Origin of the sequence: Pseudomonas khavaziana (genome assembly GCF_036704165.1) — a bacterium.
Taxonomy (GTDB): domain Bacteria; phylum Pseudomonadota; class Gammaproteobacteria; order Pseudomonadales; family Pseudomonadaceae; genus Aquipseudomonas; species Aquipseudomonas khavaziana.
On the sequence record NZ_CP129946.1, the window covers coordinates 4,862,594 to 4,880,772 of the forward strand.

Annotated in this window: 20 protein-coding genes and 2 pseudogenes; 15 read left to right on the forward strand and 7 right to left on the reverse strand. The window is 58.8% G+C overall.

All coding sequences use genetic code 11. From position 1 onward, the window contains the following. Window positions 1–66: 66 nt before the first annotated feature. Genes prpC through QYQ93_RS21620 form a run of 4 tightly spaced genes read right to left on the reverse strand, consistent with a single transcriptional unit; the run spans window position 67 to window position 2,964 of the window. The gene (gene prpC / locus QYQ93_RS21605; RefSeq protein WP_124379005.1) at window positions 67–1,194 is read right to left on the reverse strand and encodes a bifunctional 2-methylcitrate synthase/citrate synthase; all 1,128 of its coding nucleotides are present in this window, start codon (window positions 1,192–1,194) and stop codon (window positions 67–69) included. Continuing rightward, window positions 1,187–1,330, reverse strand: a complete 144-nt coding sequence (locus QYQ93_RS28615; protein WP_164486652.1) for a hypothetical protein — start codon at window positions 1,328–1,330, stop codon at window positions 1,187–1,189. The genes prpC and QYQ93_RS28615 overlap by 8 nt, the downstream gene beginning before the upstream one ends. 30 nt (window positions 1,331–1,360) lie before the next feature. Further along, window positions 1,361–2,254, reverse strand: a complete 894-nt coding sequence (prpB, locus tag QYQ93_RS21615; protein ID WP_043047092.1) for a methylisocitrate lyase — start codon at window positions 2,252–2,254, stop codon at window positions 1,361–1,363. Continuing rightward, on the reverse strand, window positions 2,251–2,964 hold the full coding sequence (locus QYQ93_RS21620; protein ID WP_043047093.1) for a GntR family transcriptional regulator: 714 nt from the start codon (window positions 2,962–2,964) through the stop codon (window positions 2,251–2,253). The genes prpB and QYQ93_RS21620 overlap by 4 nt, the downstream gene beginning before the upstream one ends. Window positions 2,965–3,235: 271 nt before the next feature. Here QYQ93_RS21620 and QYQ93_RS21625 point away from each other — a divergent pair, with 271 nt between their 5' ends. The 6 genes from QYQ93_RS21625 to QYQ93_RS21650 all read left to right on the forward strand — a co-directional run bounded on the left by QYQ93_RS21625 (window position 3,236) and on the right by QYQ93_RS21650 (window position 8,629). Further along, entirely contained in the window at window positions 3,236–3,772 is a 537-nt protein-coding gene (locus tag QYQ93_RS21625; protein ID WP_043047094.1) for an ATP-dependent zinc protease, read from the forward strand. Between the two features lie 5 nt (window positions 3,773–3,777). Beyond that, on the forward strand, window positions 3,778–5,310 hold the full coding sequence (locus QYQ93_RS21630) for an inactive transglutaminase family protein (RefSeq protein ID WP_043047095.1): 1,533 nt from the start codon (window positions 3,778–3,780) through the stop codon (window positions 5,308–5,310). Beyond that, window positions 5,310–6,296, forward strand: coding sequence for an alpha-L-glutamate ligase-like protein (locus tag QYQ93_RS21635; RefSeq protein WP_005790412.1), 987 nt, complete (start codon window positions 5,310–5,312; stop codon window positions 6,294–6,296). The genes QYQ93_RS21630 and QYQ93_RS21635 overlap by 1 nt, the downstream gene beginning before the upstream one ends. Before the next feature lie 103 nt (window positions 6,297–6,399). Continuing rightward, complete coding sequence (gene pabB / locus QYQ93_RS21640; protein ID WP_043047096.1) at window positions 6,400–7,743, forward strand: aminodeoxychorismate synthase component I; 1,344 nt, start codon at window positions 6,400–6,402, stop codon at window positions 7,741–7,743. 227 nt (window positions 7,744–7,970) lie between these two features. Further along, a complete protein-coding gene (locus QYQ93_RS21645; protein ID WP_043047097.1) occupies window positions 7,971–8,273 on the forward strand; it encodes a type II toxin-antitoxin system HigB family toxin in 303 nt (100 codons plus the stop codon). After that, complete coding sequence (locus QYQ93_RS21650) at window positions 8,273–8,629, forward strand: helix-turn-helix domain-containing protein (protein ID WP_043047098.1); 357 nt, start codon at window positions 8,273–8,275, stop codon at window positions 8,627–8,629. The genes QYQ93_RS21645 and QYQ93_RS21650 overlap by 1 nt, the downstream gene beginning before the upstream one ends. Before the next feature lie 130 nt (window positions 8,630–8,759). Here the strand turns inward: QYQ93_RS21650 and thrH are convergent, their stop codons facing one another. Next, window positions 8,760–9,377 (reverse strand): bifunctional phosphoserine phosphatase/homoserine phosphotransferase ThrH, encoded by a 618-nt coding sequence (gene thrH, locus QYQ93_RS21655; RefSeq protein ID WP_043047099.1) that lies wholly within the window; start codon window positions 9,375–9,377, stop codon window positions 8,760–8,762. 150 nt (window positions 9,378–9,527) lie between these two features. Here thrH and QYQ93_RS21660 point away from each other — a divergent pair, with 150 nt between their 5' ends. The 3 genes from QYQ93_RS21660 (at window position 9,528) to QYQ93_RS21670 (ending at window position 13,007) form a co-directional block, all read left to right on the forward strand. Further along, window positions 9,528–10,262, forward strand: a complete 735-nt coding sequence (locus QYQ93_RS21660) for a phosphoadenylyl-sulfate reductase (RefSeq protein ID WP_338475443.1) — start codon at window positions 9,528–9,530, stop codon at window positions 10,260–10,262. 473 nt (window positions 10,263–10,735) lie between these two features. Then, the gene (locus tag QYQ93_RS21665; RefSeq protein WP_338475444.1) at window positions 10,736–12,265 is read left to right on the forward strand and encodes an NCS1 family nucleobase:cation symporter-1; all 1,530 of its coding nucleotides are present in this window, start codon (window positions 10,736–10,738) and stop codon (window positions 12,263–12,265) included. Between the two features lie 13 nt (window positions 12,266–12,278). After that, window positions 12,279–13,007, forward strand: a complete 729-nt coding sequence (locus QYQ93_RS21670; RefSeq protein WP_043047102.1) for an aspartate/glutamate racemase family protein — start codon at window positions 12,279–12,281, stop codon at window positions 13,005–13,007. Window positions 13,008–13,123: 116 nt separating this feature from the next. Here the strand turns inward: QYQ93_RS21670 and QYQ93_RS21675 are convergent, their stop codons facing one another. After that, the gene (locus QYQ93_RS21675) at window positions 13,124–14,047 is read right to left on the reverse strand and encodes a LysR family transcriptional regulator (protein WP_043047103.1); all 924 of its coding nucleotides are present in this window, start codon (window positions 14,045–14,047) and stop codon (window positions 13,124–13,126) included. 106 nt (window positions 14,048–14,153) lie between these two features. On the opposite strand from QYQ93_RS21675, the gene QYQ93_RS21680 reads away from it, so the two are divergent. Beyond that, complete coding sequence (locus QYQ93_RS21680; RefSeq protein WP_338475445.1) at window positions 14,154–14,900, forward strand: 3-oxoacyl-ACP reductase family protein; 747 nt, start codon at window positions 14,154–14,156, stop codon at window positions 14,898–14,900. Window positions 14,901–15,011: 111 nt separating this feature from the next. Here the strand turns inward: QYQ93_RS21680 and QYQ93_RS21685 are convergent, their stop codons facing one another. After that, entirely contained in the window at window positions 15,012–15,701 is a 690-nt protein-coding gene (locus tag QYQ93_RS21685; protein ID WP_043047105.1) for an HAD-IA family hydrolase, read from the reverse strand. Window positions 15,702–15,926: 225 nt separating this feature from the next. On the opposite strand from QYQ93_RS21685, the pseudogene QYQ93_RS21690 reads away from it, so the two are divergent. From QYQ93_RS21690 to QYQ93_RS21710, 5 genes and pseudogenes are all read left to right on the forward strand, one after another. Then, window positions 15,927–16,178, forward strand: a pseudogene (locus QYQ93_RS21690) (type II toxin-antitoxin system RelE family toxin); the annotation flags it as partial. Further along, window positions 16,120–16,488 carry a helix-turn-helix domain-containing protein gene (locus tag QYQ93_RS21695; RefSeq protein ID WP_043047106.1) on the forward strand — a complete coding sequence of 123 codons (369 nt, stop codon included), beginning with the start codon at window positions 16,120–16,122 and terminating at the stop codon, window positions 16,486–16,488. The pseudogene QYQ93_RS21690 and the gene QYQ93_RS21695, both read left to right, overlap by 59 nt. Window positions 16,489–16,539: 51 nt before the next feature. Next, on the forward strand, window positions 16,540–16,905 hold the full coding sequence (locus tag QYQ93_RS21700; RefSeq protein WP_198720915.1) for a DUF2784 domain-containing protein: 366 nt from the start codon (window positions 16,540–16,542) through the stop codon (window positions 16,903–16,905). Between the two features lie 131 nt (window positions 16,906–17,036). Then, window positions 17,037–17,258: pseudogene (locus tag QYQ93_RS21705) on the forward strand (DUF4337 family protein); the annotation flags it as partial. Window positions 17,259–17,420: 162 nt separating this feature from the next. Beyond that, on the forward strand, window positions 17,421–17,756 hold the full coding sequence (locus tag QYQ93_RS21710; RefSeq protein WP_043047109.1) for a hypothetical protein: 336 nt from the start codon (window positions 17,421–17,423) through the stop codon (window positions 17,754–17,756). The last annotated feature ends 423 nt before the right edge of the window (window positions 17,757–18,179 follow it).

Here is an 18,179-nt window from a genome sequence, read left to right on the forward strand (position 1 = left end):
AATGCTATCGGGGGCAAGCCCCCTCCCACATTTTTGGCCTCATTCCAATTCTGGAAGCGTTGGTTTTCAGCGACGTTCGATTGGCACGAACTTGCGCTGCTCAACGCCGATGTACTCGGCGCTTGGACGGATGATGCGGTTGTTGGCGCGCTGTTCGAACACGTGCGCGGCCCAGCCAGTCAGGCGCGAGCACACGAAGATCGGCGTGAACAATTTGGTCGGGATGCCCATGAAGTGGTACGCCGAGGCATGGTAGAAGTCGGCGTTGGGGAACAGCTTTTTCTGCTCCCACATGGTCTTGTCGATGGCCTCGGAGACCGGGAACAACACGGTGTCGCCCACTTCATCAGCGAGTTTTTTCGACCAGCCCTTGATCACTTCATTACGCGGGTCGCTGTCTTTATAGATGGCATGGCCGAACCCCATGATCTTGTCTTTGCGCGCCAACATGCCGAGGGTGCCTTCGACAGCGTCTTCGGCAGAAGAGAAACGCTCGATCATTTCCATGGCCGCTTCGTTGGCGCCGCCGTGCAGCGGGCCGCGCAGGGAACCAATGGCGGCGGTGACGCAGGAGTACAGGTCGGACAAGGTCGAGGCACACACGCGAGCGGTGAAGGTCGAGGCGTTGAATTCGTGCTCGGCGTAGAGAATCAGCGATACGTTCATGACTTTGACGTGCAGCTCGCTGGGTTTCTTGCCATGCAGCAGGTGCAGGAAATGACCGCCGATGCTCGCTTCATCAGTCACGCAATCGATGCGCTTGCCGTCGTGGCTGAAACGGTACCAGTAGCACATGATCGCCGGGAACGCGGCGAGCAGACGGTCGGTGACATCGCGCTGTACGTTGAAATCTTTCTCCGGCTCGATATTGCCCAGGAACGAGCAACCGGTGCGCATCACGTCCATCGGGTGCGCGTCGGCGGGGATGCGTTCAAGCACTTCCTTGAGCGCCTGGGGCAAGTCCCGCAGCTTGCTCAGCTTGGCGCTGTAGGCGGCCAGTTCGGTCTTGGTCGGCAGTTCGCCGTACAGCAACAGGTAGGCGACTTCTTCAAACTGCGCATCGGCAGCGAGTTCGCGCACGTCGTAGCCACGATAAGTCAAGCCGGCCCCGGCCTGGCCCACGGTAGACAGGGCAGTCTGCCCGGCCACCTGGCCACGCAGGCCGGCGCCACTCAATACTTTTGCTTCAGCCATGGTTCTTCTCCAATTTTGTAATTATCAGGGAGCCGTCCAGCTCATACTCTGTAGGAGCGAGCTTGCTCGCGAAAAACGCAAGGGCATCGCGTTTCTCCAGGTTTGCCGCGTTATCGTTGACGATCTTCGCGAGCAAGCTCGCTCCTACAGGTATTCTGCCGTGTGATTATTTTTTCGCGGCAAACAGCGCGTCGAGCTTCTGCTCGAAGGTGTGGTAGTCGATGCGATCGTAGAGCTCCATGCGCGTTTGCATGGTGTCGATCACGTTCTGTTGGGTGCCATCGCGACGGATCGCGGTGTAGACGTTCTCGGCGGCCTTGTTCATGGCGCGGAAGGCCGAGAGCGGGTACAGCACAATGGAAACATCGGCAGATTTCAACTGTTCGGTGGTGTACAGCGGGGTTGCGCCGAACTCGGTAATGTTCGCCAGGATCGGGGCCTTTACGCGGGAGGCAAACAGCTTGTACATCTCAAGTTCGGTAATGGCTTCCGGGAAGACCATGTCGGCACCGGCTTCGATACAGGCCGCGGCACGCTCAAGGGCGGACTCCAGGCCCTCGACAGCCAGGGCGTCGGTGCGCGCCATGATCACGAAGCTGTCATCGGTACGCGCATCCACGGCGGCCTTGATACGGTCGACCATTTCCTGCTGGGACACGATCTCTTTGTTGGGGCGATGCCCGCAGCGCTTGGCGCCGACCTGGTCTTCGATATGGATGGCCGCGGCGCCGAACTTGATCATCGACCTGACGGTGCGCGCCACGTTGAACGCCGAGGAGCCGAAACCGGTGTCCACGTCCACCAGCAACGGCAGGTCGCATACGTCGGTGATGCGCCGCACATCGGTGAGTACGTCGTCCAGGCCGGTAATACCCAGGTCCGGCACGCCGAGCGAGCCGGCGGCTACCCCGCCACCTGACAAGTAGATCGCCTTGAAGCCGGCGCGCTTGGCCAGCAGCGCATGGTTGGCGTTGATTGCGCCGACCACTTGCAAGGGCTTTTCGCTGGCAACTGCGTCGCGGAAACGCTGGCCGGGAGTGCTGTTGTTGTTGGAACTCATGACTCACCTCGTGATGAAGGAGCGCCGTCCGGGAAGTGACGGGCAATGTTGCGTTTGGATGCACCGATATGACGGCGCATCAACAGTTCGGCCAGCTCGCCATCGCGATCGGAAATCGCGTCAAGAATGCGGTGATGCTCGGCAAAGGCCTGGCGTGGACGATTGGGGGTGGCGGAGAACTGGATGCGGTACATGCGCACCAGCTGATACAGCTCGCCGCACAGCATTTGCGTCAGGGTACGGTTGCCGGCGCCCTGGATGATCCGGTAATGAAAGTCGAAGTCGCCTTCCTGCTGGTAGTAACCGACGCCGGCCTGGAATGCCGCATCCCGTTCATGGGTGTGCAATACCTGGCGCAGCTCTTCGATTTCCGCGTCGGTCATGCGCTCGGCAGCCAGCCGGCAGGCCATGCCTTCGAGGGACTCGCGGATTTCATAGAGTTCTACCAGCTCGGCATGACTCAAAGACACCACCCGCGCGCCAACATGGGGCACGCGCACCAGCAGGCGCTGGCCCTCCAGACGATGGATCGCCTCGCGTAGCGGGCCGCGGCTGATACCGTAGGTGCGTGCCAGCTCCGGCTCGGAGATCTTGCTGCCGGGGGCAATCTCGCCCTTGACGATAGCCGCCTGGATACGACGGAACACGTTCTCAGACATGGTTTGGGATTCGTCTGACGTCGCTATCGGAATTTCCGCCTGATCGAGCATATTGTCGACACCTTTAAAATCAATGCGGCAAAAACTAGCCAATCCACCCGTAATAGTCAAAGAATAATTAGATATTGTCGACAATCGTCTAATGCACTCGCTTTACTTATGCCGGGCATGGCCGCCTGCCAGCGCTGGCGCCAAAAAAGCATCATGTTAGAATGCCCCGCGTATTTGCCTGACATCTCTGGATGAAACGGCGCACGAGGGAGTTTGCGCAGCAATGCCAGTCGCCTTGAATTGAACATCGCACGGCACCGCCTCAGGATTTATGAGACTCAAGCCCTTCCCCCTGTTTTTCTGCCTTCTGTTTATACCCAGCCTCGGCATCGCCGCCGAGAAGACGGTGTATGGCCTCAATGAATACGCCAAGCTGGACGGCATCGACCTGGAAGTCGCGGCCAAGCTCGACACCGGCGCCAAGACCGCCTCGCTGAGTGCCCGTGATATCAAGCGTTTCAAGCGCAACGGCGAGTCCTGGGTGCGCTTCTACCTGGCCATCGACACCGCCCACTCTCACCCCATCGAACTGCCCCTGGCCCGCGTCAGCAAGATCAAACGCCGCGCCGGCGACTACGACCCCGATGAAGACAAGAACTACACCGCCCGTCCGGTGGTTGCCCTGGATATCTGCATGGGCACTGCTTTACGCAGCATAGAAGTGAACTTGACTGACCGCAGCGCTTTCCAATACCCGCTGCTGATCGGCTCCGAAGCGCTCAAACGCTTTGATGCGCTGGTCGACCCCAGTCTTAAATACGCAGCAGGCAAACCCGCCTGCGCCGCCGACGCTCACACCGCCGAGTAAACCGAATGCGCTCTCTGACCCTGCACCTGAAAATCCTGATCACCTTGCTGGTGGTGCTGGGCATTTCGGTCACCGCCTATCAGATTTTCGTGCTGGGCATCCCCGTCACCGAGGATGCCACCGACGACTTGTGGAACATCGACGCCAAGGTCGAGTTCGTCGCCAACCCGAAAGACCCCGTCAAGATCCAGATGTTCGTGCCGCCCCTGAGCCGCGACTTCGTCAGCCTCAACGAAAGCTTTATCTCGAACAATTACGGGGTAAGCGTCAATCGCATCGACGGCAATCGCAAGGTCACCTGGTCGGCGCGTCGGGCCAAGGGCAACCAGACCCTGTATTACCGCCTGGTGCTGACCAAGCGCTACAGTGGCGAGAAGGTCAAGATCAAGGGCCCCACATTCCGCGACAGCATCGCTGTGGAAGGCCCGGAAAAAATCGCTGCCGAAGCCTTGCTGGCGCCGATCCGCCAGCACTCGGCCGACGTCGAGACCTTTATCAGCGAAGCGATCAAGCGCACCAACAACCTCAACGATGACAATGTGAAATTGCTGCTGGCCGGCGACCCGTCGACGCCACACAAGGCCAAGATCGTCGAGCTGCTGCTGTCCATCGCCCACGTGCCGGTAGAGAAAGTCCACACCATCCGCCTGGTGGCCGACCAGCCGCAAACCCCTGAACTGTGGCTGCGCAGCTTCAATGGCAGTGACTGGTTGTACTTCAACCCGGAAACCGGCGAACAGGGCCTGCCAGCCGACCGTCTGCTGTGGTGGACTGGTGATGAAAACCTGATCACGGTCGATGGCGGCAAGAAAGCCATGGTGACCTTCAGCCTGAACAACAGCGAAATGAACGCCATTCGCCTGGCCAAGCTGACCGACGAGAATACCGACGCCAATTTCCTCGAATACTCCCTATATGGCCTGCCGCTGCAAACCCAGCAGACCTTCATGATCATGGTGATGATCCCGATTGGCGTACTGGTGATCCTGATCCTGCGCAACCTGATCGGCCTGCAGACCCTGGGCACCTTCACCCCGGTGCTGATCGCCCTGGCATTCCGCGAGACGCAGCTGGGCTTCGGGATTGTGCTGTTCACCATCATCACGGCGCTGGGGCTGTCCCTCAGATCGTACCTTGAGCATTTGAAACTGCAGATGCTGCCGAGGCTGTCGGTGGTGTTGACCTTCGTGGTGGTGCTGATTGCCGCCATCAGCCTGTTCAGCCATAAACTTGGGCTGGAACGCGGCCTGTCGGTCGCGCTGTTCCCGATGGTGATCCTGACCATGACCATCGAACGCCTGTCGATCACCTGGGAGGAGCGTGGCGCCAACCATGCGCTGAAGGTGGCAATTGGCACACTGTTCGCAGCGTCCCTGGCGCACATCATCATGAGCGTGCCGGAGCTGATCTACTTCGTGTTCACCTTCCCGGCGATCCTGTTGATCCTGGTGGGCTTCATGCTGGCCATGGGGCGTTATCGCGGCTATCGCCTCACCGAGCTGGTGCGTTTCAAGGCGTTCTTGAAGGCTGACTCCTGATGTTCGGCTTCTGGAAGACCTGGAAGGCCCTGGAAGCGCGGGGGATCATGGGCATCAACCGGCGTAACGCCGACTACGTGCTCAAGTACAACAAGCGCAGCCTGTACCCGATTGTGGATGACAAGATCATCACCAAGGAGCGGGCGCTGGCGGCCGGTATCCATGTGCCGGAAATGTACGGGGTGATCTCCACCGAGAAGGAAATCGACAAGCTCGACGAGATCATCGGCGGGCGCAGCGACTTCGTGATCAAGCCGGCCCAGGGTGCAGGCGGTGATGGCATCCTGGTGGTGGCCGACCGGTTTGAAGGACGCTATCGCACGGTATCCGGCAAAATCATCAGCCACGAAGAGATCGAGCACCAGATTTCCAGCATCCTCACTGGCCTGTATTCACTGGGCGGCCACCGCGACCGGGCGCTGATCGAGTACCGCGTGGTGCCCGACCAGATCTTCAAGAGCATCAGCTACGAAGGCGTGCCGGATATCCGCATCATCGTGTTGATGGGCTACCCGGTGATGGCCATGCTGCGCTTGCCGACCCGCCAGTCCGGTGGCAAGGCCAACCTGCACCAGGGCGCGATTGGCGTGGGCGTCGACCTGGCTACCGGCCTGACTTTGCGCGGCACCTGGCTGAACAACATCATTACCAAGCACCCTGACACCACCAATGCCGTGGATGGCGTGCAACTGCCCAACTGGGACGGCTTCATGCAGCTTGCGGCTGGCTGCTACGAGCTGTGCGGGCTGGGCTATATCGGCGTGGACATGGTGCTGGACCAGGAAAAAGGCCCGCTGATCCTTGAATTGAATGCACGGCCGGGGCTGAATATCCAGATCGCCAATGACTGCGGGCTGACCTTGCGCACCCATGCGGTAGAGGCGCGACTGGAGGAACTCAAAGCTGCCGGCGTGACGGAAACCCCGCAAGAGCGGGTGAAGTTCGTGCAGGAGATGTTTGGGCATATACCGCCTGTTGAGGGCTAAGACCAACCCCTGGCGGGATGGATATCCCGCTATTGCCTCTAGGAGCAAATCCTACAGAAGACTACAATCCCCTCCCCCGCGCCATTGGCTGATCCACCCCCGCATGTTGACCTGTTCCGTGTACCCGTTGCCCTACCGGGCCAACCCCGCCGAGTATTTTGCGGCGATTCACCATGCCCCAGGGGCGGTGCTGCTCGACAGCGGTCGCCCAACCGCGGACCGCGGCCGTTATGACCTGCTCAGTGCCTGGCCCGACGCGACCCTGACGGTAGGGCCGGACGAAAACGGCAGCGATTTCCTACAACGCTTGCGTATGAACCTGACGCAACTGGGCGAGGCGGCCTTGCCTGTCGGCTATGACTTGCCGTTTGCAGGCGGTTTGATCGGTTACTTAAGTTATGATTTTGGTCGGCATCTGGAACAGATGCCGCACTTGGCGGTGGACGACCTGCATCTGCCGGATGCGCGCTTCGGGCTGTATGCCTGGGCGCTGGTCAGCGATCACCAGGCGCAAACCAGCCAGCTGGTGTTTCACCCTGCGCTGGCCGAGAGCGAGCAGCAACGCCTGATTGCCTTATTCGCCAGCGAAGTGATCAACTTAACTGCGACCTTCAAGCTTCAAGGCCCCATGGCGTCCGACCTTAGTGCCGAGGACTACCACCAGGCCATCCTCCGCATCCAGGATTACATCCAGGCCGGCGACTGCTATCAGGTCAATTTCGCCCAACGCTTTCGTGCCCCCTGCAGCGGTGATCCGTGGGTGGCCTACTGCGCGTTGCGCGAAGCCTGCCCTACCCCGTTTTCCGGGTTCCAGAGCCTGCCGGATGACGGCGCGGTGCTAAGCCTGTCCCCGGAACGCTTTGTGCGCATCAGCGAACGCCAGGTCGAGACCCGCCCGATCAAGGGCACCCGGCCTCGCGGTGTAACCCCCGCAGAGGATGCCGACCACGCCGCCGAACTGCTGGCCAGCCCCAAGGACCGCGCAGAAAACCTGATGATCGTCGACCTGCTGCGCAATGATCTCGGCCGCAGTTGCCGTATCGGTTCGGTGAAAGTACCGGAGTTGTTCAGCCTGGAAAGCTATCCCAACGTGCACCACCTGGTGAGCAGCGTCACCGGCGTATTGGCCGACGACAAAGATGCCCTGGACCTCATCGCCGGCAGCTTCCCCGGCGGCTCCATTACCGGCGCGCCGAAGATTCGCGCGATGCAGATCATCGACGAACTGGAGCCCACCCGCCGCGGGCTGTACTGCGGCTCGTTGGTGTACCTGGACGTGCGCGGCGAGATGGACAGTTCCATCGCTATCCGCAGCTTGCTGGTCAAGGATGGCCAGGTGTGCTGCTGGGGTGGTGGCGGGATTGTGGCGGACTCAGAGTGGCAGGCGGAGTATCAGGAGTCGTTGACGAAGGTGCGGGTGTTGTTACAAACGTTGGAAAATCTGTAGGGCACAGCCCCTTCCTAGCGTTCGAGTAGAACGCCATGCGATAGAAAAAGCCTGAATCAGAACCGCTGTGGACGGGATAGACGCTTGCAGATAGCGTCCGGATCGACCGTCCACCCGCCACCTGTGAAGGATCACATGAAGCGACTGCCTCCTCGTCTGGAAATATTTCCGAGATTGCCTATCCACGCAATCGCACCTATGATCTCCCAAAACGGGAGGTTGAAGCGATGCGGATAATCGCTCTATCCACCCTACGAATATTCTGGGAAAGCCATTCAGCTTATAGCGACGCCAGAACACCGCTGGTCGAGTTGTATCGGCACATGGAAAAGGCCAATTATCCAACACCGCAAGCACTCAAGGCCGAACTCAGAACAGCGAGCATTCTTAAGGGCAGCAGGGTCGTGTTCAACGTCGGCGGCAACAAGTATCGAGTGATCATGGCGATCGACTACCAGCGACAACTAGGGTTTATACGGTTCGTGGGGACCCACGCTCAGTACGACCAGATCAACGCGGAGACTGCGTGATGAACATCAAACCTATTCACTCCCAGGAAGACCTGACTGCGGCACTCGTACGAGTCGAGCAGATATGGGGAGCACCACCCGGCTCGCCTGAAGGTGATGAGCTGGAAATCCTGGCAATCCTCATCGAGAAGTACGAAGCCGAGTATTACCCCATGCCCCCTTCGGATCCGGTAGAGGCTATCAAGTTTCGCATGGAGCAATTGGGCATGACCGCCCGCGATCTAGAGCCGTTTATCGGCACCAGTGGGCGGGTGTCAGAGGTGCTGAACCACAAGCGCAAGCTGAGCCTGTCGATGATCAAGCGTCTGCATGAAGGCTTGCGTATTCCTTATGAGCGCTTGCTGGCCGAGGGTTAGGCGGTGACGGCGCCGACGCCGACGCAGGCAAGCCTGGCTCCCACAGTTGACCGCGTCGTTTGACGTTACATGATCGAAGGTGGGAGCAACTGGCTTGCCTGCGATGAGGCAATCAGCCGCGCCGCATAACTTACAGGCTCAGTTGCCGATTCGACGCCTTGATAAACTCTTTCTTCAGGTCTTCAAACGTATGCACCGCCGGGAACTGCGGGAATTCGCTAATCACATTGTCCGGCGCATGGAACAGAATCCCACGGTCCGCTTCACCCAGCATGCTGGTGTCGTTGTAGGAATCCCCGGCCGCGATCACGCGGTAGTAAAGCGACTTGAACGCTAATACCGATTGGCGCTTGGGGTCTTTCTGGCGCAGTTGATAGCTGACCACCCGGTCGTTTTCATCGGTGATCAAGCGGTGGCAAAGCAAGGTCGGGAAACCCAGCTGACGCATCAGCGGCTGGGAAAATTCGTAGAAGGTATCGGACAGGATCACCACCTGGAAACGCTCGCGCAGCCAGTTGACGAACTCAATGGCGCCGTCCAGCGGCTGGAGCGTGGCGATAACGGCCTGGATATCGGCCAGCTTGAGCCCATGCTCGTCGAGTATGCGCAGGCGCTGTTGCATCAGCACGTCGTAGTCGGGGATGTCACGGGTGGTGGCCCGCAGGGACTCAATGCCGGTTTTCTCGGCAAAGGCGATCCAGATTTCCGGAACCAGTACCCCTTCCAGGTCAAGGCAGGCAATTTCCACACGACACTCCTGTTAGATGTTGTTAGTTGAGCGAGCAAAAGGACTGCCGAACTCTAGCGACTCAAGCCCGCCGCCGCAACGCACGGCAGATTTTGATACCATCGCCGCCTATAGAGCGCTCAGCGCCACTGACCTGTAGGAACCGTCCTGATGAACCAAGCCTTCGACGTCGTTGAACTCGCCACGACTTATGCCACCAAGTCTGCCCAGGACATTCTCAAGCTGGCGTTCAGCCAGTTCGGCGATGACCTGTGGATTTCCTTCAGCGGTGCCGAGGATGTGGTGCTGGTGGACATGGCCTGGAAGCTGAACAAGAACGTCAAGGTGTTCAGCCTCGACACCGGCCGCCTGCACCCGGAGACCTACCGGTTTATCGAGCAGGTGCGCGAGTTCTACAAGATCGATATCGAACTGATCTCGCCGGACCAGAGCAAGCTGGAACCCTTCGTCAAGGAAAAGGGCTTGTTCAGTTTCTATAAGGACGGCCATGGCGAATGCTGTGGCATCCGCAAGATCGAACCGCTGCGCCGCAAGCTTGCAGGTGTAAGTGCATGGGCCACCGGCCAGCGCCGCGACCAGAGCCCCGGCACCCGTAGCCAGGTGGCGGCGCTGGAAATCGACACGGCGTTCTCTACCCCGGAACGTACCTTGTACAAGTTCAACCCGCTGGCGCAGATGACCAGTGAAGAGATCTGGGGTTATATCCGCATGCTGGAACTGCCTTATAACAGCCTGCATGAGCGCGGGTTTATCAGCATCGGCTGCGAGCCCTGCACCCGGCCGGTATTGCCCAACCAGCATGAGCGCGAAGGCCGCTGGTGGTGGGAAGAAGCCACGCAGAAGGAATGCGGGCTGCATGCGGGGAATATCATCAGCAAGGCATGAGCCTGGCAAACTGGTGTGGTAACAATGTGGGAGGGGGCTTGCTCCCGATTGCGGTGGGTCAGTTGCAGATTTTCTGACTGATATACCGCTATCGGGAGCAAGCCCCCTCCCACATTTTGTTTTGTGCGCAGCATAAAATGTACACAACCTTGTAACCATCGGTGCCATTTTTGTGTGCAATTCATATTCGATCGCACCAAAACGTAACATCCATCTCTGCTAGTTCCCACGCACCCGAATCACCCCATTCCCAATCAAAAATAAATACCTGTTCAAACGGTCAATTTATATTGCTTTTAATTCAGTAGTTTATTTAACAATACGATTAAAACGAAATTAGCCACGTTTTTTATATAACGAAAACTGGCACGCATGTGGCTTAGTGAAATGCACACCTTGTATACAATCAATACAAAACCTACATACACTTTGCCATCCGCCGCTTTGCTGCAGATGTGCTGGAGCCTGCCGGAATGCGTACAAGTCTCTCGAGCAACATCGCACTGGATCTGCCCTCCTCCACCCTGAATCCCACGGCTGCAAGCCCCGGCCCGCTGGTGCTCAGCCCGCGCCTGCACAACAAGGACCTGGCACCCACCAAAGTCGAGGGCCGACGCTGGGGGCGCTACAGCATCTTTGCGTTGTGGACCAATGACGTGCACAACATTGCCAATTATTCATTTGCCATTGGCTTATATGCATTGGGCCTGGGCGGTTGGCAGATATTGCTGTCCCTGGGGATCGGCGCGGCGCTGGTGTACTTCTTCATGAACTTGTCGGGGTATATGGGGCAGAAGACCGGCGTGCCCTTTCCCGTGATCAGCCGCATCAGTTTCGGTATCCACGGCGCGCAGATTCCGGCCTTGATCCGCGCAGTCATTGCAATCGCCTGGTTCGGCATCCAGACCTACCTGGCATCGGTGGTTTTCCGCGTGTTACTGACGGCGATTCATCCGGGCTTTGCCGATTATGACCACAATTCGATCCTCGGCTTGTCGACCCTGGGCTGGGCGTGCTTTGTGGCGATATGGCTGGTGCAGTTGGTGATCCTCGCCTATGGCATGGAGATGGTGCGCCGTTATGAAGGGTTTGCCGGGCCGGTGATTTTGCTGACCGTGGCTGCGTTGGCCGGTTGGATGTACTTCCAGGCGGGCGGCGTGATTGCCTGGTCGATCCGCGAACCGCTGAGCGGCGGCGAGATGTGGCGTAATATCTTTGCTGGCGGCGCTTTGTGGCTGGCGATCTATGGCACCTTGATCCTCAACTTCTGCGATTTCGCTCGCTCTTCTCCGTGCCGCAAGACCATCAAGGTCGGCAACTTCTGGGGCCTGCCGGTGAATATCCTGGTGTTTGCTGCCATCACCGTGCTGCTGTGCGGCGGACAGTTCCAGCTCAATGGCCGGGTGATCGAAAGCCCCACCGAAATCATCGCGGCGATCCCCAACACCTTCTTCCTGGTGCTCGGTTGCCTGGCTTTCCTGATCGTCACCGTGGCGGTGAACATCATGGCCAACTTCGTCGCCCCGGCCTTTGTGCTGAGCAACCTGGCGCCCAAGTACCTGAACTTCCGACGCGCCGGGTTGATCAGTGCCTTCGTTGCCGTGCTGATCCTGCCGTGGAACCTCTACAACAGCCCGCTGGTGATCGTGTATTTCCTCTCTGGCCTGGGCGCGCTGCTGGGGCCGTTGTACGGAGTGATCATGGTCGATTACTGGTTGATCCGTAAAAGCCAGGTGGATGTGCCACAACTGTATAGCGAAGACCCCCATGGCGTTTATTACTACAACCGCGGGGTGAATCTGCGCGCAGTGGCGGCGTTCATTCCTGCAGCGGTGATCGCCATCCTGCTGGCGCTATTGCCGGGGTTTGCCAGTGTCTCGCCATTTTCCTGGTTGTTTGGCGCCGGTATCGCGGGGTCGCTGTACCTGCTGATCGCCAAGCGTCAGCCGTTCTACGCCGATGTCAGCGGCGAAAGCATTGCCGTCGATAACGTCAGTCATTAAACAAGGACTTTCCATGCGCATCCTCGTGGTCAACGTCAACACTACCGAATCCATCACTGAAACCATCGCCCAGCAAGCGCGGGCCGTGGCGTCACCGGGCACCGAGATTGTCGGGCTCACTCCGTACTTCGGAGCAGAATCGGTGGAGGGCAATTTTGAAAGTTACTTGGCGGCCATCGCCGTGATGGACCGGGTGATGGCCTACGATCAGCCGTTCGATGCGGTGATCCAGGCCGGCTATGGCGAGCATGGTCGGGAAGGTTTGCAGGAATTGTTGAATGTGCCGGTGGTGGATATTACCGAAGCGGCCGCCAGCACCGCGATGTTCCTGGGCCATGCCTACTCGGTGGTGACCACCCTGGACCGTACCGTGCCACTGATTGAAGACCGGCTGAAACTCGCCGGCCTGTACCAGCGTTGTGCGTCGGTGCGCGCCAGCGGCATGGCGGTGCTGGAGTTGGAAGAAGCCCCCCTGGCTGCCATGGAGGCCATTGTGCACCAGGCGGAACTGGCGATTCGCGACGATAAGGCCGAGGTGATCTGCCTGGGATGCGGGGGCATGGCCGGACTGGACGAGCAGATTCGCCAACGCACCGGGGTGCCGGTGGTGGATGGGGTGACGGCGGCGGTGATGGTTGCCGAGTCGTTGGTGAGGTTGGGGTTGTCGACATCCAAAGTCAGGACCTATGCGCAGCCAAGACCCAAGAAGATCATTGGTTGGCCCGGCAAGTTCGGCCACTGAAGATCAAATGTGGGAGGGGGCTTGCTCCCGATTGCGGTGGTTCGGCTGTAGATAAGCTGGCTGATATACCGCTATCGGAAGCAAGCACCCTCCCACATTTTGATCATTACAAGGTTTTAGATGGCACTGAATCTTTGGCCTAACTGCTGCTCGGCAAACTGCTCAATGATGAAATCCACAAACACCCGAGTCTTGCCGGGCAACAGTTTGTGTTCGGCATAGTAGATGGAAATGTTGCCGTCGTTCACATACCAATCCGGCAACACCCGCAGCAACTTGCCGCTCGCCAGCCAGGGTACGGCAAACGGCATGCTCACCAGTGCAACGCCCAGCCCCTGGTCGGCGGCGATGCAGGCGGCTTGGGAGTCGCTCATGGTCATGCGCGACTTGAGCTTCAATGGGCCGTGCTCGCCATTGCGATGAGTCAGTTGCCAGGAGCGCACACGACCGGTTTGCGGTGAACGAATCAGGATACCGTCGCAACGCTCCAAGTCCTCGGGCTGTAACACCGCCGGCCATGCTGCCAGATAATCGGGGGATGCCACCAACACCCGATGCGCCGGCGCCAGCTTGCGTGCGACTACCCCTTGGGGCAGCTCAAAGCCACCGCCAAGGGCGGCATCGAAACCCTGGCCAATCAGGTCGACCTGGCGATTGTCGAAATGCCAGTCCGGAATGATATCGGGATAACGTTTCAGGAATTCACCCAGCAGCGGCACGATATACAAGCAGCCGACTACCGTGCCCATGCTGACCTTGAGCGTGCCCACCGGCCGCCCTTCGGCGCTGGCCAGGTTGGCTACGGCATTCTGGATGGTGGTGAGGCTGGAGCTGACCTCGTCCAGGAACAGCTTGCCGGCTTCGGTCAGGGTGAGGCGTCGGGTACTGCGTTGGAACAACCGCACGCCCAGGCGCGCTTCCAGTTTGGCAACGCTTTTACCCACCGCTGCCGGGGTCAGGCTCAGGTGCCGGGCGGCCTCGGCAAAGCTGCCGCCCTCGGCGCTGCGCACAAAGCATTCGATACTGCCAAAGCTCTCCATATCGCCCCACTCTAAACTTTTGGTTTACACAGACTATAGCAATCGCGATCTACCGGCTTGGATGGGTGAGGTCGATACTCGGCCCATCAACTACTCGGAGATCGACATGACCACACAAAACCTCGCCGGCAAAGTCGCCCTGATCCAAGGCGGTTCCCGCGGCATCGGCGCCGCCATCGTCAAGCGCCTCGCCGCCCAGGGGGCAGCGGTTGCCTTTACCTACGTCAGCTCGGCCGCCAAGGCTGAAACACTGCAGAACGAGGTGATCAGCGCAGGGGGTCAGGCTCTGGCGGTTCACGCCGACAGCGCCGATGCCACGGCGATTCGCGCTGCGGTCAACGCCACGGTCAAGGCGTTTGGACGCCTGGATATCCTGGTGAATAACGCTGGCGTGCTGGCCATCGCGCCGCTGGAAGAATTCAAGCTGGAAGACTTCGACCAGACCTTGGCGATCAATGTGCGCAGCGTATTTATCGCCACCCAGGAAGCGGCCAAGCATATGGGCGAAGGTGGCCGGGTGATCAATATCGGCAGCACCAACGCCGAACGCATGCCCTTTGGCGGTGGCGGGCCCTACGCCATGAGCAAGGCGGCGCTGGTGGGGTTGACCAAGGGATTGGCGCGGGACCTGGGGCCACGGGGCATCACCATCAACAACGTGCAGCCTGGGCCGGTGGACACCGACATGAACCCGGCGAACAGTGATTTTGCCGAAAGCCTGATCGGGTTGATGGCGGTAGGTCGGTATGGGCATGTGGAGGAGATTGCCAGTTTTGTGGCCTATCTGGCAGGGCCGGAAGCCGGGTACATCACCGGTGCCAGCCTGACCATCGATGGTGGCTTCAGCGCATAACCCAATGTGGGAGGGGGCTTGCTCCCGATAGCGGTGGGTCAGATACAGATCAGCTGACTGACACACCGCCATCGGGAGCAAGCCCCCTCCCACATTTTGCCCTATGTTGAATCAGGCCATGGGTGGCAAGCCATAGGCCGCCAGATCGAAATCCGCGAGCTTGCGAATAATCTGGTCAGCATGCTGGTACTTGCTGTCAGCCATCGCCTCATCGGGCACCGCAATAGCGGTCATGTGCGCAGCCTTCGCGGCCGTCACGCCGAACGGCGAATCTTCGAACACCAGGCAATCCTCAGGCGCTACACCCAACCGGCGCGCGGCGGTCAGGAAGATATCCGGCGCAGGCTTGGCAGCGCCCACCTCCGGGTCGTCCGCCGTAACGATAGTGTCGAACAGGCCAAACCATTCACGGTGCAGGGTGGTCTTGTGGCCAAACGAATTACGCGATGAACTGGTGCCCACCGCAATCGGAATATTGTGCGCCTTCAAATGCCGCACCAACGCCTCCGCGCCCGGCATACCCAGGGCCTTGGGAAAACGCTCGCTCATCAGCGGCTCGCGGATCTCCAGGAACTCGGCGGGTGTGATCGGCAAGTCCAGCGCCTTGACCACGTAATCGGCCAGGTCTTGGGCACCGCGCCCAATGATGTGCTGCTTAATCCCCCAGTCATAGGTACGGCCGTAGCGTTCGGCAATGATCTGCGTGACTTCGGTGTAGATGCCTTCGGTATCCAGCAACAACCCGTCCATATCGAAAATCACGGCCTTGATTGGACCGACTGCTGTACGCGGTGCATTCATCACAACAAAACCCTGGGGTAAGACTAAAAGGATTCAGCACAATAACGGCCCTCGTTGCCTGCAAGCAACCTTCGTTGCCCACGATCAGTAATTCATACCAGGCAACAGTTTCACCAGCCGACACCCACAGCGGCCGTCTAGGGTTTACCAAGGCAAAGCGATCTGCGATTGACTCGCGCAGGAAAATACACCTTGCAAACCTTATAAAAGACTTATTAATCTCCGATGAATTCAATCCACTGGACGCGAAAATCCGTCAAACAATTGCTTCGGCTGCATTCGTACCATCAGCAACAGGTACGCGATGCCGTGTCCGCTCTTGAGCGAATGCCCGATGCAGTCAACGTCAAGGCGCTGGTTAACCATCCTCACAGCTATCGGTTGCGGGTAGGTAATTACCGCGTCCTTTTCGACTGGGATGGCAGCATCCAGGTGGTCAGCATCCAAGAGGTTAAAAAACGTGACGAGCGAACCTACTGCCGTACAGATCATCCACAATACGGAGGGCAAGCCAGCCTTCGTGGTGATTCCCTATGAACACTATGTGGCGCGGCAAAACGATCCAAACCTGATCCCCCATGCGGTAGTCAGCCGCCTGGTGGATGGCGCGACACCTATCCGAGCCTGGCGCGAACACCTGAACCTGACCCAGGAAGAGGTCGCCAGGCGCCTGGGTATTTCACAACCTGCCTTTGCCCAGCAAGAGGCGGTCAATAAACCTCGACGGACCACGCGGGAAAAAATTGCCAAGGCGTTCGGTATCAATGCCAGCCAACTGGAGATATAAACGTCATTCCGCAAGATTCGCGCCCCCCTTCACCTCAAATCGAGCTCAAGCATGCTCTATCGTTTAGCCGCCGACGGCCTCGTGCTGTTTCACCTGACCTTTATCCTGTTCGTACTGTTCGGCGGCCTGCTCACCCTGAAATGGCCCCGGGTGATGTGGCTGCATTTACCCGCCGTTGCCTGGGGCATCGCTGTGGAGGTGCTGCACCTGCCCTGCCCGCTCACCCGTTGGGAAAACCTGTTGCGCCACCTGGCCGGGCAAGACGGTTATGGCGGCGGGTTTATCGAACACTACATCCTGACGCTGATCTACCCGGCCGGCCTGACCGCGAATATTCAGCTGGTGCTGGGGGCCGTGGTGGTGTTGGTTAACCTGGCGGTGTACGGGCGGGTTATCCGGCGTTACGTACAGGCTTGAGACAGCTGCGCTGGTGAAGAATCAGCCCTCCTCAATCCGTTCGCAGACGCCGCCATGTCCGAAGCCTTCGAAGTCCCCAGCCCCCCCACGAAAAACACCTCGAACACACCACCGAACATGCCCACGGTCACGAAGCCGAGAAGCTGGAGGCCACGTCACGGGAATGGGATCAAAAATCCGAGGAGGCACTGCACCAGCACCATCGCTGGGCCCAGGCGATGACAGCAATTCAGATCGCGATTTCTTTGACGGCGATCATCTTGCTCACCCGTAAAGAATGGCTTAAACGCATGTCGTACACCGCCGGCGCAGTGGCCGGGGTGCTCGGCAGCCTGGCATGGCTGCATCTCTGACCAAACACGGACGAATGTGGGAGGGGGCTTGCTCCCGATGGCGGCCTGATTGCCGCCACATAACCTGAAACCTCGACTGGTTGTTTTCAATCTGCCATCTGAGCGATTAAAGTGGCGCCCCCTCGAGAATTGAATCTCGAGATCGAGTCCATGGAGTTACAAGTGAAATACGTCAGTAAAGTAGTTGCAGCAGCCGTTCTCGGTTTCACCCTGGCAGGTTGCACCGGCACCGCCATGAAAACCCCGCAATACGACGCCAGCCAATACACCGTCCTCGGCCACAGCGAAGCCAGCGCCACCGGCATCATGCTGCTGGGCGTTATCCCGATTGGCCAGAACAACCGTTTCGTACGCGCCCAGGATGCAGCCATCAAAGCCAAAGGCGGCGACGCGATGATCAACACCCAAGTGCAGGAAAAGTGGTTCTGGGCCTGGGTACTGAACGGCTACACCACCAAGATTTCCGGTGATGTGATCAAGCTGAAAACCGCGCAATAAGTGTAACGGGTATGAAAAAGCCGCTTGATCTCGACATGAGACAGCGGCTTTTTTAGCGAACCCGACAAGCAGGCATACTACTTCGAAAACAGGTGATGAAAGGAAGCAATCATGCGAATTTTGTTTGTATCACTGTGCTGTTTTTTTTAATAACTGCATGCTCAAGCAACCCAGCAACACTGTTCGTAGATCAAGTCAAAAACAACCAAACGCCTTTGGCCCTCACCCCGGCCGAAGCCCTGCACATTTCGCAGGCAGTGCCCATGCCCGTCGACCCGGGTTGGCGACCACCGCAATGGAAAATTTCCGCCGCAGAACCCCGCATCCTGTTATCGATAACGTCCTGCTGATCGGCGCAGCAGCCAGCCCGATAGCCCCCATGCATATTGGCATGAACAGTTACCCATTTGGCTCAGTTGGGCC

Excerpts from the sequence above, each read along its gene's own strand:
- QYQ93_RS21645 (WP_043047097.1), top strand. The coding sequence starts at position 7,971 with ATGCGGATAATCGCTCTATCCACCCTACGAATATTCTGGGAAAGCCAT.
- QYQ93_RS21685 (WP_043047105.1), bottom strand. The coding sequence starts at position 15,701 with ATGAATGCACCGCGTACAGCAGTCGGTCCAATCAAGGCCGTGATTTTC.
- QYQ93_RS21650 (WP_043047098.1), top strand. The coding sequence starts at position 8,273 with ATGAACATCAAACCTATTCACTCCCAGGAAGACCTGACTGCGGCACTC.
- QYQ93_RS21625 (WP_043047094.1), top strand. The coding sequence starts at position 3,236 with ATGAGACTCAAGCCCTTCCCCCTGTTTTTCTGCCTTCTGTTTATACCC.
- pabB (WP_043047096.1), top strand. The coding sequence starts at position 6,400 with ATGTTGACCTGTTCCGTGTACCCGTTGCCCTACCGGGCCAACCCCGCC.
- QYQ93_RS21680 (WP_338475445.1), top strand. The coding sequence starts at position 14,154 with ATGACCACACAAAACCTCGCCGGCAAAGTCGCCCTGATCCAAGGCGGT.
- prpB (WP_043047092.1), bottom strand. The coding sequence starts at position 2,254 with ATGAGTTCCAACAACAACAGCACTCCCGGCCAGCGTTTCCGCGACGCA.
- prpC (WP_124379005.1), bottom strand. The coding sequence starts at position 1,194 with ATGGCTGAAGCAAAAGTATTGAGTGGCGCCGGCCTGCGTGGCCAGGTG.
- QYQ93_RS21695 (WP_043047106.1), top strand. The coding sequence starts at position 16,120 with ATGGCAGCATCCAGGTGGTCAGCATCCAAGAGGTTAAAAAACGTGACG.
- QYQ93_RS21620 (WP_043047093.1), bottom strand. The coding sequence starts at position 2,964 with ATGCTCGATCAGGCGGAAATTCCGATAGCGACGTCAGACGAATCCCAA.
- QYQ93_RS21665 (WP_338475444.1), top strand. The coding sequence starts at position 10,736 with ATGCGTACAAGTCTCTCGAGCAACATCGCACTGGATCTGCCCTCCTCC.
- QYQ93_RS21700 (WP_198720915.1), top strand. The coding sequence starts at position 16,540 with ATGCTCTATCGTTTAGCCGCCGACGGCCTCGTGCTGTTTCACCTGACC.
- QYQ93_RS21635 (WP_005790412.1), top strand. The coding sequence starts at position 5,310 with ATGTTCGGCTTCTGGAAGACCTGGAAGGCCCTGGAAGCGCGGGGGATC.
- QYQ93_RS21675 (WP_043047103.1), bottom strand. The coding sequence starts at position 14,047 with ATGGAGAGCTTTGGCAGTATCGAATGCTTTGTGCGCAGCGCCGAGGGC.
- QYQ93_RS21630 (WP_043047095.1), top strand. The coding sequence starts at position 3,778 with ATGCGCTCTCTGACCCTGCACCTGAAAATCCTGATCACCTTGCTGGTG.
- QYQ93_RS21660 (WP_338475443.1), top strand. The coding sequence starts at position 9,528 with ATGAACCAAGCCTTCGACGTCGTTGAACTCGCCACGACTTATGCCACC.
- QYQ93_RS21670 (WP_043047102.1), top strand. The coding sequence starts at position 12,279 with ATGCGCATCCTCGTGGTCAACGTCAACACTACCGAATCCATCACTGAA.